Below are 15,338 nucleotides of genomic sequence, written 5' to 3'. Positions count from 1 at the left end.
ATTCTATTATTTATTTAAAATTTTTGTTCTTAAAACTTTGAAATAATCATAATTATCAAACTGTATAAGCTTAGCTTCTTTATAAGTTTTACTAACCTTTATTATAGAATTTTCATTTACCTTATATACTTTTTGTCCATCAATAGTTAAATAAACTTCTTCATCATGATGAAAAGTTTTTATTTTTATTGTACTTTCTCCTCTTAACACCATAGTTTGCATGCTTTTTGTATGTGGACATATTGGTGTTAAGAGCATAACATCTAAATCTGGATATATAAACGGTCCCCCAGCTGAAAATGAATATGCAGTAGAACCTGTAGGAGTAGCTATTATTAATCCATCACCTTTAAAAGATGTATAATATCTATCATCTACATATATCTCAAAATTTGTCATTCTAGATAATGTTCCTCTGGCTATAACTACATCATTTAAAGCCACTTGATCATCATTAATTATATCATCTATAGAACAACTAAGAAGCATTCTATTTTCTATTTTATATAAACCATTTTTTAATTTTTTTACTGCTTCATCTAATTCTGATATATGTATACTACTTAAAAAACCTAAATTTCCTATATTAACACCTAATAAAGGAATATCTATTTTATTAGAAATAATTCTTGAAACTCCAAGTAAAGTTCCATCTCCGCCTAACACAACAATTAAATCCATATCTTTAGATATATCTTCATATTTTAACTCGTAAGTATTTAATACCTTAAATCTTATATTTTTAAATTCATCTTTTATTTTTCTTTTAACTAAATCAAGAATACTACCATCTGGATCCTTAGATGGATTTATTGCAATACCTATGTATTTCATAAACATTCAATCCTTATATTTCTGAATGTGAAGCTTTAATAACTTTATCTATATCTTCTAAATTAAAAACACTATTTTTGTCCTTATCTTTAGTAAAGTAAACTAAATACTCTATATTTCCTTCTGGACCTTTTATTGGAGAATAACTAACACCCAATACATTAAGATTATTTTCTAATAAATAATTTACTATTGACTCGACTACCTCTTTATGAACACTAGCTTCTCTTACAACTCCCTTTTTTCCAACCTTTTCTCTACCTGCTTCAAATTGAGGTTTTATTAAAGCTACTACTTCACCATTATCTTTTAATAAATTTAAAGTTGCTGGCATAATTGTTTTAAGTGATATAAAAGATACGTCTATTGATGCAAAGTCTAATTTTTCTCCTATATCCTCTGGAGTTACATATCTTATATTTGTTCTTTCCATGCAAACGACTCTTTCATCAGTTCTAAGCTTCCAAGCAAACTGTCCATATCCAACATCTACTGAGAAAACTTTTTTAGCTCCATTTTGTAACATACAATCTGTAAATCCGCCTGTTGATGCTCCTATATCCATGCATACTTTATTCTCTAATGTTATAGGAAATTCTTTCATTGCCTTTTCTAATTTAAGTCCACCTCTACTAACATATGGTATTGTATCACCTTTAAATTCAATATTAGCATCTACACTTACTTTTGCACCTGCTTTATCAATACGTATACCATCAACAAATACTTTTCCAGCCATTATATTAGTTTTTGCTCTCTCTCTTGATGTTATTATTCCTTTTTCTACCAATAATATATCAAGCCTTTCCTTTTTTTCTGCCATTTTTATCTCCTTTTGTTTAATAGTTTTAAAACTTCTTCTTTTATTCCTTTTGGGTCCATATATTCATCGCTATAAAGAACATTTACATCTCCTTGTTCTATAAACTTATCATCATAACCTATAGATTTAAAGTTTCCTTTAAAACCATATCTATTAATAGATTGTAGTATACTAGATCCCATTCCACCTTTTATTATATTGTCTTCAACTGTTATTATATCATATCCATCATTAACTAATTCTTGCAAAATACCTTCATCTAAAGGCTTTATAAATGTGGCATTAATTAACTTTGGATATATGCCTTCTTTATTTAATAAATTTTTTGTTAAAATAGAATGTTGAGTCATCTTACCACATGCTATTATGGCTATTTTATCATCTTTTCCTTCATCTAAAACTTCCCATTTTGAAAATTCTATATTTTTTAATCCATCTATATTATCTATTGTATCTCCACCTCTAGGATATCTTATTGCTACAGGAGTCCCCTTTTTTAATGCCCATCTTAGCATAATATCAATTTCTGATAAGCATTTTGGAGCCATTATAGTCATATTAGGTATTATTGAAAGGTAAGATATATCAAATATTCCTTGATGTGTCTCTCCATCTTCTCCAACCAATCCAGCTCTATCTATTGCAAAAATAACTGGAAGGTTTTGTATGCAAACATCATGAAGAACTTGATCAAATCCTCTTTGAAGAAATGTTGAATACACTGCAAATATAGGCTTTAATCCCGCACAAGCCATTCCTGCTGAAAGAGTAACCGCATGCTGTTCTGCTATTCCAACATCAAAGAACCTATCCTTGAATTTGTCTTTAAACCCATTTAATCCAGTACCATCTGGCATAGCTGCAGTTACAGCAACTACATCTTTATCCTCTTCTGCAATTTTTACTAAAGCTTCACCAAAAGCTTTAGAATAACTAGACCTAGCAGTATTTACCGGTTCACCATTTTCTAAATTAAATGGAGAAACTCCATGATACTTATTAGGATTTTTTTCTGCAAGTTCATATCCTTTTCCTTTTTGTGTTACAACATGTATAATTACAGGCCCATCTATTGTCTTTGCATAGTTTAAAACTTTTGTTACTTCATTAATGTCGTGTCCGTCTATAGGACCTAAATATTTAAGTCCCATATCTTCAAACAACATTGATGGAACGACAAGTTGCTTTATACTATCTTTTATTTTACTTAATTTTTTTGCAATTCTTTTTCCTGTTGAGCTAACATTTAATTTATTATTAACTTCCTCTTTAAATTTATTATAATTAGGTTTCATTCTCATTTTATTTAAATATGATGATAATCCTCCTACATTTTTTGATATAGACATTTGATTATCATTTAATATTATAATCATTTTTGTTTTTCTAAAACCTAAATCATTTAATGCTTCTAAAGCCATTCCACCGGTTAAAGCTCCGTCACCTATAACAGCAACTACATTGTTTTTTTCTCTCTTTAAATCACGTGCTCTTGCAAATCCTAAAGCTGAGGATATTGATGTACTACTATGACCAGTATCAAAAAAATCGTATTTACTTTCATTTCTTTTTGGGAATCCACTCATCCCATTGTGTTTTCTAAGATTTATAAATCCTTCTTTTCTTCCTGTTAATATCTTATGTACATATGTTTGATGTCCAACATCCCATACAATCTTGTCATTATTAAAATCAAATTCTTTAAACAGGCTTAATGTAAGTTCAACTACACCTAAATTTGAAGCTAAATGTCCCCCAGTCTGTGAAACAGATTCTATTAAAAATTTTCTTATTTCCTCTGATAACTCATTAAGTTCTTCAGTTGTTAAATTTTTTATATCATTAGGAGATTTTATTTTATTTAAAATATCCTTCATATCATCCCAACCTTCTTTTTAAAATTCCCTATTTAAAAGGTTATTTGTAATTTCTATTAAATTATTAGCTTCAACAGACAATCCATTTAATAATTCAATACATTCTTCTGTAAGTAATCTACAAATTTCCTCGCACTTTTCTACTCCATATACTGTAACAAAATTTGTTTTTTCTTTGTTTTCATCCGCATGTATTTTTTTACCTAATTTTTCTTCACAACCAATTACATCCAATAAATCATCCTTAACTTGGAAAACAAGACCTAATTTTTTTGCAAATTCATTTAATTTATATAAATCCTCTTCTGGTGCTTTAGCCAATAATGCTCCTGAAATCACTGAACATCTTATAAGCTCTCCAGTCTTTTTTGAATGCATATATTCTAATTCTTCTAAAGATATTTTTTTACCTTCACTTAAAATATCAACTACTTGACCTCCAATCATTCCATCAGATCCTGAAGATTTTGATATTTCAATAGCTGCCTTTAATCCGTCTTCTCCATTTTCTAAGGCACTTTGCATAAGTATTATCATTGCTTCATTTAATAATGCATCTCCTGCTAAAACAGCTATATTTTCTCCATAAATTTTATGATTCGTTGGTTTACCTCTTCTTAAATCATCATCATCCATACAAGGTAAATCATCATGTATTAATGAATATGTATGTATCATTTCTATTGCACATGCCATTTTCATAGCCTTTTTTACATCTGTTTTATAAAGTCCATAAGTAAGAAGTGTCAATATTGGCCTTATCCTTTTTCCACCTATATTCAAACTATAACTTTGAGCATCATAAATTAATTTATTATAACTGCCTTTATTTTTAAAATAATCACGTAAATAAGCATCTATTTCATACTTTAAGTCATTAATATTCATTTATATCTTCAAACCCCGTTTCTTTATCATCTATAACTACAGATATCTTTCCTTCATAATCATTTAATGTCTTATAAAGTTTATTAACAAGTTTTATACCTTTTTCGTATTCTTTTATAGATTCATCTAAAGTTAAATCATTTTCTTCAAGCCTTGATAGTATATCTTTTAAATTAGAAAGCATATCTTCATAACTAACTTTTTTAGCCATATTATTTCTCCTTTATTCAATACTAAATTTACCTTTTAAAGTTCCATCTTTAAATACTATTTCAACTATTTCATTATTTTTTATATCATTTTTACTTTTTAGTATTTTATTTTCATTATTTTTTATAATAGTATATCCTTTATTTAAAATATTAAGAGGATTATTTGCAACTAAAAGTGAAGCTATTTCTTTAAGATTCCCTTTTTCTCCTGAAAGTTTTGTTTTAATTATTGTATTTAGCTTATCACTTATAGAATCTAACTCCATATAATTATTATTTATTTTAATAATTGGTGAATTTAATCTTAATATCTTATCCATTGAATTTAATTTATTTTTTTCTAGCTTTATTATACTATCAATATTTTTATTTAGTAAAGTTTTTAATCCTATAATTTCATTTTTTAACTCTATTTGGTTAATTGCTGCAAGTTCTGCACCTTGAGATGGAGTAGCTGCTCTAATATCAGCAACAAAATCTGATATTGTATAATCAACTTCATGACCAACAGCTGATATTATAGGTATTTTAGACTTAAATATAGAATATGCCAATTCCTCTTCATTAAAATTCCAAAGTTCCTCAATTGATCCTCCACCTCTTCCGATAATTATAACATCAACAGATTTATTTTTATTAAAATATTCTATACCTTTTATTACGGTTTTATATGCACCTTCACCTTGAACTTTTGCAGGGTATAAAACTATATCAACTGAAGAATTTCTTCTTTTGGTTACATTTAATATATCGTGTATAGCTGCACCTGTTAAAGCAGTTACAACTCCTATTCTTTTAATATTTTTAGGTAAAGTCTTTTTCTTTTTATCATCAAAAAGACCTTCTCTTAACAGCTTTTCTTTTAATTTCTCAAACTTTATATAAAGATCCCCAAGTCCTGTTTGAGTAATTTCAGTACAATAAAGCTGTAAGCTCACATTTGCTTCATAAATAGATGCTCTAGCTCTAACAATTACTTCCATTCCATCTTTTAGTTCTATATCCAGACCTAAAGAATCACTTCTAAACATAACACAATTTATTTTACCTTTTTCATCTTTAAGTGAAAAATATATATGTCCACTAGAATGATATTTTAAATTAGAAATCTCTCCTTTTACAGAGAGATTTCTTAATATAAAATCATTGTTTATTACCTTTTTAATGTAGTTATTAACCTCTGAAACACTTAAAACCTTAATTCTCATTTTTCTTAATTGCCTCACAAACATTTTTTATAAGTAAAGTTGTAGTAATTGATCCTATACCTCCTGGTACTTTTGTAATCATAGAAACATTATCTAAAACATCCTCTAAATCTGCATCTCCTGTTATTTTACCATTAAAACTTGAAGTTCCAACATCAAGAACTATAGCATCATCTTTTATGTAATCAGCTGTTATAAATTTTGGCTTTCCAATAGCTACAACTAATATATCTGCTCTTTTACATACACTCTTTAAATCTCTTGTTCTTGAATGACATATTGTTACTGTAGCATTTTCATTTAATAGAAGTTGTAAAGCTGGCTTACCAACTATATTACTTCTTCCAACAACAACAACTTCTTTTCCTGATAAATCTATATTGCTTTCTTTAAGAACAGTCATTATAGCATTAGGTGTACATGGTAAAAACTCAGGATTTCCTGAATATAATCTACCAATATTTTCATAAGTCAAACAATCTATATCTTTTGTGCTTAATATTGTATTTACAACTTTTTCTTCATTTATATGTTTTGGAAGTGGTAACTGAATCATTATACCTTGAACACTTTCATCACAGTTAAGTTTATTTATTATGTCTATTAACTCATCTTCCGTAATATTTTCTTCTAATATTACTTTATCGAATAAAACCCCAAGAGAAGTTGCTATCTTCTCTTGTGAATTCAAATAATATATTGAGCCGCCATCATTGCCAACTAAAATAGATGAAATTTTTGGTACTATTAGACCTTTATTTCTTCTTTCATTTATAAATTGTTTTATATCCTCTTTTAATTTTCCTGATATTTCCTTGCAATTAATAACTTTCCCCAATATAAACACCTACTTATTTTTATATATTTTATCTAATACTCCATTAACAAATGAAACTGATTTTTCATCTGAATATTTTTTTGTTATTTCAAGTGCTTCATTTATAGCAACTTTTTCTGGAACATCACTTACATAATTCATTTCATATATAGCAAGTCTTAAGATTGAAAGATTTACTTTTGATATTCTATCAATCTTCCATTTTTGAAGATTGCTTTTAATTAATTCATCTATTTCTTCTCTGTTTTCTTCAACACCTTTTAGGACTTCTTTTATGTATTCTAAATCTATTTCTTTTATGTTTCCTTCATAGTTATCTACAAATGTTTCAATTGCTTCTCCATGTGATTCCTTAGTTAACATAGTACTAAATATTAATTCCATTGCTTTTTCTCTTGATAATTTTCTGCTCATTTTTTCCTCCTAAAATGCTTTTCTTCTAAATTATAGACTTATTCTAATAGTATTAATCATTATATATTCAAACAAGGAAACACCCTCTGAATATCAGAGGGTGCGATTAAATCTCCTTTGATTCTTTTTCTGAATTCTTTGGTAAATAGATGTTTTGAACATATACATCTACACTACTTACAACTAAACCAGTCATAGCTTCAACAGTCTTTTTAACATTTTCTTGAACTGAACCTATAACATCTAGAATCTTCACACCATACTCTACAGTAACTGCCATCTCTATTTTAGCTCTATCTTCTTCTAACGTAACTTTAACTGCTTTACCAGATGACTTTTTACCTTTAAGTAATTGTGATATGTTGTTTGTAACGCCATGTTGGAATTCCATAACCCCATCAATCTCTTCTGCAGCAATTCCCGCAATAACTGAAACAACTTCATCAGAAATCTTAACAATTCCAATGCTATCATTATTGAAGTTTTCCATCTAATTCGACCTCCTATGTTTTGTATATATCAAAACTATTTATCTTAGAATTATTATATCAAATATGATATGGCATTACAACGGATTTATTTTTTTACTTCTATTGATATATCATTTACATTAGCAACATCTTGTACTATTTCTTGAATTTCTAAACTCATTTTTTGATCTATGCCTTCAGTTTTTACAAATACTTTTGCTTTATCACCATCAACATAACATATAGCATCTTTTATTCCTTTATTTTTTATGTTCATTTCCACTCTATTTTCAATAGAATTTTGTTTAGTTTTTTCTAATAATTCTTTTTGAGCATTTGCTTTTTGCTCTTTTGTTGTATTTTTATCTTCTACAATAGCTTTTAGATTTTGAATTGTTTCTGCATCTTTTTGTTCTTTTTCACCTCTTGCATCATAAAAAAAGTCTTTTTGTGCTGAAGTTTCTTGCTCTTTTTCTTTTTCTTCTTCATTTGCAATTACTTGACTTAAATCACTTGGATCATTAAATCCACCCTCATTTAGTTTACTTGCTAAAAGCCCTACACATATTATTAAGCCAAGTAGAGTAAAAATAATCCCAAATTGTTTTTTGTTCATTTTTTATTACCTCCCATCCTTTACTTATTGAATTATATGCTAAGTATTTTTAATATATACATTAACTTTTACTTTTTCATCGGATGAACATTAACTTTATCCACTGATAAATCATAAAGAGTTGAAACCATCTTTTGAATCTCATATTTAATTTTGCTATTTTCAGCTCCTTCTGCAGCTACTACTACACCTATTACTTTAGGCTTTTTTGTTTGAATTACAAATGGTTCATTTCCATCATCATTAGTACTCATTACAACTTTAGATCCATCATTTTTTTGCTCATTTACCCTCTTTCCACCTTCGCTATCTTCTTCTTCTGTTACTGAAGTTTGAGTATCTTTATCATAAGCTGGTATTTTCACCTCACCACTTTCAAATGTCATCATCACGCTAACTGAACCTACACCACTTATATTTTGTAGTATATTTGTAAGCTCTTCTTTTTGACTTGCCTCATATTCATCCTTACTTTCTTTTGTTCTTTCATTATTTATCTCTTTCTCTAATTCACTGCTTAGAGTTTCTTTAGCTTGATTATTTTCATTTTTACTTATTACACTTAAAGCTGTAGTTAAGAAAACTATAATTATTATTATGACAATTAAAACATTTATATGTTTTTTACTTAAAAATTCATCTAAAATTTCCTTAAACTTTTTTTTATTCATAAATAATCCCCTTTACTCCACTTTATATATATTAATTTTATTCTCATCAATTTGAAACTCTTTGGATATAAAATCTACAACTTCCTTAAACTCACTATTTTTATTTTCTTTCTTTTCTTCTTTCTTATTTTCTTTGTTTATTTCAACTTTTTCTACTTTCTTAATTTTTTTTATATTTTTATCTTTAATAGTTACATTAACTAACTTTATTAAAAATTTTTCATCTTTAATATCTATATCGCAATCTATATCACAAGAAAAATCTAAATCTTTAAATTGTTTTTTTAACATAGACTCACAATTTTTCGAAAGATTTTCTTTAAAATTTTTTTCTTGAATTTTTAAAACATTTTGTTCATTATGTTGATTCTTTTTTTCATTCTCACTATATTGCTTCTGAAATTTATCTATTGAATCTTTAAGCTTAGTTTCTCCATCTAATACTATTGATAAAATAGGGCTTAATATAACTGCAGTTAAAATTAATCCTAATACAAATTTCACATATTTTTTCATACTATTATCTGGAGCTATAATTTCAATTGCTGATATAAATATTAATAATGTCACTAAAATAATCACAAAATTTTTTATTAAATCCAATTATCTAATTACCCTCCTACAATAAATTTACTAGCTGTTGCCATTATTCCAAGCAAAATAAAGAACATAAAGCTAACGCTAATTACACAAGACATTAAAAGAATTAAATAATCTCCTACAGCTGCGATAGAGTTAGTTATTCTTTTATCACTTATAGGCTCTACAAGAGCTGCTGATAATTTATATATAAAAGACATTAAAATTAATTTAATTATTGGATATATTAAAACTAATACTATAACTATAAGACCTATTCCAGTAACTGCATTTTTTATTATTAATGAATATCCAGCAACAGAAGTTATTGCATCAGAAAAGGTTTTTCCTACAATAGGAATAAAATTATCTATTGCAAATTTTGCTGTTTTTACCGCAACCGCATCCATAGTATCTGCCGTTATTCCTCTTATTGTAAGTATTGCAATAAATACAGTTATAATTATTCCTTGTAACCATAAAATAACTTGTTTAAATAATTTACATAAATTGTCTATTTTATGTTCATTAGAAATATTATTTGCAAAAGTCATAACAAAACTTATCAAAATTAAAGGTATTATTACTGTTACATATATTTTTGGAATTAAAGTTACAGATGCTAAAATTATAGGATCTAATGTTGCGGCTTGCATAAATCCACCAGCTAGAGCAATCATAGTAACTAATACAGGCAAAAGAGCTGCCATAAAATTTGCAATTTCATTAATGGCTTCTGTTGCCACAGATATTGATACTATAAAACTTTTAGATAATACCATAATTAATATTGAATAACAGGCAAAAAACGCAATTTGTGATATACTCTCATTTTTAAATGCATCTTGCAAACTCTTAATTAAAGAACAAAGTATTGCTATTACTACCACAGAAACAACTAAATTAAGCACCGTCCTAACTTCTTTAAATAATAAGCTAACTACACTTTTCATTAATTTATCAAAACTTATGTTTCCATGACCTTCACTTATATAACTTTTTATATATTCAGCTGGATTTAATTCGTTTATAAGTTCAACATCTGTTTTCATATTATTTATATAGTTATATAAATTATTTAACTCTTCTTTTGTTTCTTTATTCATAGACTCATCAATTAAGTTTTCTTTAGCACTTACTATTATTTCTCTTGAATTAATAAAAGCTACAAACATAGTAGAAAATAATATAGTAATAAATAATGTAATAGTAATTTTTTTATATTTTAAATTCATATATATCACCTAAATTATTTTTAAAATAGAATCTAAAACAGCCATAAGTATCGGTATTGACATAGTTAAAATCATTATCTTTCCAGCAAATTCAACTTTAGATCCAATAGTAGACGCCCCTGCATCTTTACATACTTCAGATGCAAATGATGCTATATAAGCAATTGCAAGTATTTTCATTATTATCCCTAAATAAACAGTGTCTATTCCCGCTTTATAAGATATTTCCCTAAGAAAATTTATTATTTGCTGAAGCTCTCCTAAAATAAATATAAGCATTGTAGCTCCTGCTATTATAGATATTAAAACAGCTATGTCAGACCTACTATTTTTAAATAAAAGTATAATGAATAATGCAACAAGAGCAAATGATACTACTTTCAAAATAATCATATTGTCACCTATAAAATAAACATAGTTTTAACTGACTGAAATAAATCCCCAATCATTGAAACTATCATAAGTAATATAATAACTACCCCTGCTATATTAGTTATAACAGCAATATCATCTTTACCACTACTTTTCAAAACTTTATCTAGTATTATTAACAATATTCCAGCTCCACCAATTTTAAATAATATACTAATGTTTAACATAAACTCCCTCCCCATTTAAATAAAAAATATAAATATCATAGCACCAACACATACTCCTAAGTATCTATATAGCTTTATATTTTTTTCTGCAATAATTTGTGCATCCTTTATATTAATATTTAAATTAGCTTTTGCTAATTCAAACATTTTTTCTTGTCCATATACCCCTAGTTCTCCAAGAGACTTTAAAAAATCTGATATAATTCTAATATCTTCCTTCTTCAAACATAAATCTTCTTTATATTTTTCGTATGATATCTTAAACATATCAAAAATACTATTTTCTTCTGCCTTATAAATTAATCTAGATACATCCTTTACCAATAAACTTAATGGATCTCTGCATATTTCCGAAACTACATTCAATGCTTCTGGAAGAGCTGTACTATTGTACATAATTTCATTTTGTAAAATATTTATAGCCTTAAGTATTTCTTGTAAAATTTTATATCTATTGTTAAATTTTTCTCCATATATATATCCAGAATAAGAAAATATTAAAAATATTATAGATAAAACAATTAATTTAAACATATAATATCTCCCTCTTTCTTTACAGAATATATATTTTCTATAGTTCCTACTCCACGCTTATTGCTTAAAACTATTACCCTTTCTATAATTCCATTTTGGAAAAGATTCTTAAATATATTTCTTGATTTAATATCATATAGATTATTTCCATGAACTGTAATAATAATATTTACCCCTGAATTAAAAGCTGTATTTAAAGCCTTAACATCATCTTCTGTTCCTATTTCATCACATATTAAAACTTCTGGTGATAATGACCTTATTGCCATTATCATCCCCTCTTTTTTTAAACAATTATCTAATATGTCTGTCCTTATACCTAAATTCATTTGCGGAATACCAAGATAAGATCCTCCTATTTCACTCCTTTCATCTATAACAACTACTTTTTTACCTTTCGTATCAAAGCTTCCATTTGAAATAACCCTAGATAAATCCCTTAGTATAGTAGTTTTTCCACATTTTGGTGGAGATATTATTAATGTATTTTTTACCTTATTTTTATCTACTATAAATTTAATAATTTCTCTTGAGCATCCTATAATTTCTCTAGATATTCTAATATTTATTGAAGATATATTTTTTATAGTTTTCACTTTGTTATTTTCCATTACGCACTCACCAGCAATTCCAACTCTATGTCCGCCTTTTAATGTTATAAAACCTTGCCTTAACTCTTCTTCATATGCATATATAGAATAATTTGATATACGTTTAATAATAAAATTAAATTCCTCTCTATTTATATTAATATTAGATACTACTTCTTCTTTATTTGTATAAATTATTATTGGATTGTTTATTTTAACTCTAATCTCTTGAATCTTATCTTTTTCATAGTCTTTTAAAAATACAACTACTTTAGGAGGAAAGATATTTAAATCACAATTAAGCATTAACGTTCCCCATCCTTTCATACTACAAAAGTAAATCATTCTTTATAATTAATATTTTTATATAGCTTTAAATATTACATATTTTATAAAAAAATATGTAAATTAAAAATAAAAAAAAGAGCTTTGTAATCAAAACTCTTTTTATTTACTCTATTATATTTTTATTGCAATATGGACAAGGAATTTTATTGTTATTTTCTAGTGTAGAAACTTCTATAAATACAGGCTTTTTACAATGACTACACTTTATTTCTTTATACTCATCATTAAAGTCTTCTAATTCATCTAATGAAACTTCTTCAAAAAGTTCTTCCTGAATTCCTGATAAATCATCATCCATATATTCTAAAGTTTCCTCAATTGTCTCTTGGTTAACCTTAATTTCTTCAACCTTTTCAGTTAAATTTTCTAATATATTAGATAACTTTAAAAATAAATCTTTATTTTCAATATCAATAGTATTTATTGTAGCATTTAAGTCTTTAATTGCTTCTTTTATATTATCCATATAAACACTTCCTTTTATATATTAAAATTGCTAAGTTCTAAGAACTTAGCAATTTATAATACTATTAAACTCTTTCCATGTACTCTCCAGTTCTAGTATCAACTCTAATAGTATCTCCTTCATTAACGAACATAGGAACATTTACAACTGCTCCAGTTTCAAGTGTAGCTGGCTTTAAAGCATTTGTTGCAGTATTTCCTTTTACTCCTGGTTCACTTTCAGTTACTAATAATTCTACGAAGTTTGGTGCTTCAACTGAGAAAGCGTCTCCTTTATAGAATTTTATTATAGCAAACATATTTTCCTTTAAGTATTTTATAGCATCTTCAACCTTTTCATAATTTAAAGGAATTTGATCATATGTTTCTTGATCCATGAAGTAATATAACTCTCCATCTGAGTATAAATATTGCATTTCTTTTCTTTCAATAACAGCTTCTTGGAACTTAGCTGTAGGGTTAAATGTTGTTTCAGTAACTCCTCCTGATATAACATTTCTAAGTTTTGTTCTTACGAAAGCTGCTCCTTTTCCTGGTTTAACGTGTAAAAAGTCTACAACTGTATATACTTGTCCTTCGTGTTCAAAAGTTGTACCTTTTCTTAAATCTCCTGCTGATATCATTAAATATCCCTCCAAAAGTATAAATTCAATCCAAATAATTATATCAATTAGAAGTTAATCATATATAATCATAATTTGGTTTCTTCTGACATACAAATTTATTTTATCAAAACTCCTTATTAATTGCAATTATTTAGAGTATTATTTTAACATTATTTTTATATTTAAAATCCTTCTTTAAATATTATTATAATTTTCGTTTAAATTTATACTCTTCAATATTTAATTTTACATTAAAATTGTCATTATCATATTTAACTTCATAATCTTTTATAATATAACCTTTTATTTCTTTCATTGCCTTAATAATAACGTCCTTATTTCCTTCTATAGTTACAAGAGCTTTTATATTTTTAGTTCCTTCTATATTATTTACAATTAGTCCTTTTATGTTGCTTAAATCATTAAATACATTATTAATAGTTTTTATATCTCCATTAAATACATTTATTGCATTATCATAATAACTTTTTTCATCTATTTTAGATGATGATACAAAAAACATTCCCTGAATCAAAATCATTATTATAAGTGATATATATTTAAAATAAATCTTTTTCATAATCATTTTCCTAAAACTTTTAAATAATAACCTTCCTCTCCTTTATTTTCTATACTTTCTATTGTTTTTTCTTTACTTATATAATCTATATATTTTTTATCCATTATAAGCATACTTCCCTCATTATTTTTAATCTCACCACTGCGTGATGTTTTATATAATATATTCATCCAATCTTTTAATTCATCTATATTAACTCCAATATCAGCTACTATATTTTCATTTATTTTTGATTTTATTTCCTTATTATTTATCAAAACTTTTATATTACTAATTGTACTTGGTAATAATATTAAATTAATAATTAAAGTTATTTTAATCATTATATTTAATCTTGTTTTAGTTTCTTTCATCCTTTTATCTATAAACTTTTTAGGTATAAATTCATTGCTCATATCATACCTCCTCTAAAATAAAGCTTTTTTTATTAAAAGGAAAACTTATTTTTCCAACTAGAATATTATCTAACGAATCTTTTAAATTAAAATTACTGTATATTTTATTATTTATTAAATACCCATTTACTACCTCAACAAAATACCAATTTTCATAAACTTTTATTACAGCCTTAAATGTATTTAATTTCTTCATTTTAATTATTAAATTTATTATTTGAAATTGGATTGGTATAACTTTAAGTTTTCTTATATTATTTAATACTTGTGATATTTTATTTCCACCTTTAACAGCATATATATAAGTTTTATTTAGTTTTTTATCAACTTTAAAATCTAATAAATAATCATCTTCATTAAACTCACCCTTTATATCATTATCTATAATATTACTAATTTTCTTTTTATTAATTTCTAAGTATTCTTTTATATAAATTTCTTCATCTAATATAAAAATCTTAGCATTTAATTTATTATGTAAATTTAGTGAATTTTGTTGTCCTTTATAAACATATCCAAATTTATTTATCTCTAATATTTCTTTATTTATCATAAAC

The 15,338-nt window shown here is 26.0% G+C and carries 22 protein-coding genes; all 22 read right to left on the bottom strand.

What is annotated here, in order from left to right:
• Positions 1 to 6: 6 nt before the first annotated feature.
• Positions 7 to 834 (bottom strand): NAD(+)/NADH kinase, encoded by an 828-nt coding sequence (locus AC4FQW_RS02065; protein WP_303130430.1) that lies wholly within the window; start codon positions 832 to 834, stop codon positions 7 to 9.
• 13 nt (positions 835 to 847) lie between these two features.
• Entirely contained in the window at positions 848 to 1,657 is an 810-nt protein-coding gene (locus AC4FQW_RS02060; protein ID WP_491146952.1) for a TlyA family RNA methyltransferase, read from the bottom strand.
• Positions 1,658 to 1,659: 2 nt separating this feature from the next.
• A complete protein-coding gene (dxs, locus tag AC4FQW_RS02055) occupies positions 1,660 to 3,534 on the bottom strand; it encodes a 1-deoxy-D-xylulose-5-phosphate synthase (protein WP_491146951.1) in 1,875 nt (624 codons plus the stop codon).
• An 18-nt stretch (positions 3,535 to 3,552) separates the two neighbouring features.
• Complete coding sequence (locus AC4FQW_RS02050) at positions 3,553 to 4,422, bottom strand: polyprenyl synthetase family protein (RefSeq protein ID WP_303130425.1); 870 nt, start codon at positions 4,420 to 4,422, stop codon at positions 3,553 to 3,555.
• Positions 4,412 to 4,633, bottom strand: coding sequence for an exodeoxyribonuclease VII small subunit (locus AC4FQW_RS02045; protein WP_303130424.1), 222 nt, complete (start codon positions 4,631 to 4,633; stop codon positions 4,412 to 4,414). Before AC4FQW_RS02045 ends, AC4FQW_RS02050 begins: the two co-directional genes overlap by 11 nt.
• Before the next feature lie 12 nt (positions 4,634 to 4,645).
• Positions 4,646 to 5,842: an exodeoxyribonuclease VII large subunit gene (gene xseA, locus AC4FQW_RS02040; protein ID WP_491146950.1), complete on the bottom strand. Its 1,197-nt coding sequence runs from the start codon at positions 5,840 to 5,842 to the stop codon at positions 4,646 to 4,648.
• The gene (locus AC4FQW_RS02035; RefSeq protein ID WP_491146949.1) at positions 5,832 to 6,680 is read right to left on the bottom strand and encodes a bifunctional 5,10-methylenetetrahydrofolate dehydrogenase/5,10-methenyltetrahydrofolate cyclohydrolase; all 849 of its coding nucleotides are present in this window, start codon (positions 6,678 to 6,680) and stop codon (positions 5,832 to 5,834) included. The genes xseA and AC4FQW_RS02035 overlap by 11 nt, the downstream gene beginning before the upstream one ends.
• 9 nt (positions 6,681 to 6,689) lie before the next feature.
• The gene (nusB, locus tag AC4FQW_RS02030; protein WP_303130420.1) at positions 6,690 to 7,094 is read right to left on the bottom strand and encodes a transcription antitermination factor NusB; all 405 of its coding nucleotides are present in this window, start codon (positions 7,092 to 7,094) and stop codon (positions 6,690 to 6,692) included.
• A 106-nt stretch (positions 7,095 to 7,200) separates the two neighbouring features.
• Positions 7,201 to 7,584: an Asp23/Gls24 family envelope stress response protein gene (locus AC4FQW_RS02025; protein ID WP_024615037.1), complete on the bottom strand. Its 384-nt coding sequence runs from the start codon at positions 7,582 to 7,584 to the stop codon at positions 7,201 to 7,203.
• 86 nt (positions 7,585 to 7,670) lie between these two features.
• Positions 7,671 to 8,180, bottom strand: a complete 510-nt coding sequence (locus AC4FQW_RS02020; RefSeq protein WP_303130419.1) for a SpoIIIAH-like family protein — start codon at positions 8,178 to 8,180, stop codon at positions 7,671 to 7,673.
• Between the two features lie 68 nt (positions 8,181 to 8,248).
• On the bottom strand, positions 8,249 to 8,851 hold the full coding sequence (gene spoIIIAG, locus AC4FQW_RS02015; RefSeq protein WP_491146948.1) for a stage III sporulation protein AG: 603 nt from the start codon (positions 8,849 to 8,851) through the stop codon (positions 8,249 to 8,251).
• Between the two features lie 12 nt (positions 8,852 to 8,863).
• On the bottom strand, positions 8,864 to 9,454 hold the full coding sequence (spoIIIAF, locus tag AC4FQW_RS02010) for a stage III sporulation protein AF (RefSeq protein WP_491146947.1): 591 nt from the start codon (positions 9,452 to 9,454) through the stop codon (positions 8,864 to 8,866).
• A gap of 8 nt (positions 9,455 to 9,462) precedes the next feature.
• Positions 9,463 to 10,665, bottom strand: coding sequence for a stage III sporulation protein AE (spoIIIAE, locus tag AC4FQW_RS02005; RefSeq protein ID WP_491146946.1), 1,203 nt, complete (start codon positions 10,663 to 10,665; stop codon positions 9,463 to 9,465).
• 9 nt (positions 10,666 to 10,674) lie between these two features.
• The gene (gene spoIIIAD / locus AC4FQW_RS02000; protein WP_303130413.1) at positions 10,675 to 11,058 is read right to left on the bottom strand and encodes a stage III sporulation protein AD; all 384 of its coding nucleotides are present in this window, start codon (positions 11,056 to 11,058) and stop codon (positions 10,675 to 10,677) included.
• A gap of 8 nt (positions 11,059 to 11,066) precedes the next feature.
• Positions 11,067 to 11,264: a stage III sporulation protein AC gene (gene spoIIIAC / locus AC4FQW_RS01995; protein WP_303130411.1), complete on the bottom strand. Its 198-nt coding sequence runs from the start codon at positions 11,262 to 11,264 to the stop codon at positions 11,067 to 11,069.
• 15 nt (positions 11,265 to 11,279) lie between these two features.
• The gene (gene spoIIIAB, locus AC4FQW_RS01990; RefSeq protein WP_303130409.1) at positions 11,280 to 11,798 is read right to left on the bottom strand and encodes a stage III sporulation protein SpoIIIAB; all 519 of its coding nucleotides are present in this window, start codon (positions 11,796 to 11,798) and stop codon (positions 11,280 to 11,282) included.
• Positions 11,786 to 12,694, bottom strand: coding sequence for a stage III sporulation protein AA (gene spoIIIAA, locus AC4FQW_RS01985; RefSeq protein ID WP_491146945.1), 909 nt, complete (start codon positions 12,692 to 12,694; stop codon positions 11,786 to 11,788). Before spoIIIAA ends, spoIIIAB begins: the two co-directional genes overlap by 13 nt.
• A gap of 145 nt (positions 12,695 to 12,839) precedes the next feature.
• Positions 12,840 to 13,202 (bottom strand): CD1247 N-terminal domain-containing protein, encoded by a 363-nt coding sequence (locus AC4FQW_RS01980; protein WP_491146944.1) that lies wholly within the window; start codon positions 13,200 to 13,202, stop codon positions 12,840 to 12,842.
• A 64-nt stretch (positions 13,203 to 13,266) separates the two neighbouring features.
• A complete protein-coding gene (gene efp, locus AC4FQW_RS01975) occupies positions 13,267 to 13,824 on the bottom strand; it encodes an elongation factor P (protein WP_303128974.1) in 558 nt (185 codons plus the stop codon).
• Between the two features lie 187 nt (positions 13,825 to 14,011).
• Complete coding sequence (locus AC4FQW_RS01970) at positions 14,012 to 14,386, bottom strand: hypothetical protein (protein WP_491146943.1); 375 nt, start codon at positions 14,384 to 14,386, stop codon at positions 14,012 to 14,014.
• Positions 14,387 to 14,388: 2 nt separating this feature from the next.
• The gene (locus AC4FQW_RS01965; RefSeq protein WP_303128977.1) at positions 14,389 to 14,781 is read right to left on the bottom strand and encodes a hypothetical protein; all 393 of its coding nucleotides are present in this window, start codon (positions 14,779 to 14,781) and stop codon (positions 14,389 to 14,391) included.
• Position 14,782: 1 nt separating this feature from the next.
• Entirely contained in the window at positions 14,783 to 15,334 is a 552-nt protein-coding gene (locus tag AC4FQW_RS01960) for a hypothetical protein (protein ID WP_491146942.1), read from the bottom strand.
• Between the last annotated feature and the right edge of the window lie 4 nt (positions 15,335 to 15,338).

Source organism: Clostridium sp. TJA085, from assembly GCF_058310235.1.
The sequence above is the reverse complement of the archived record's forward strand: the minus strand, read 5'-3'. Positions and strand labels throughout refer to the sequence as shown.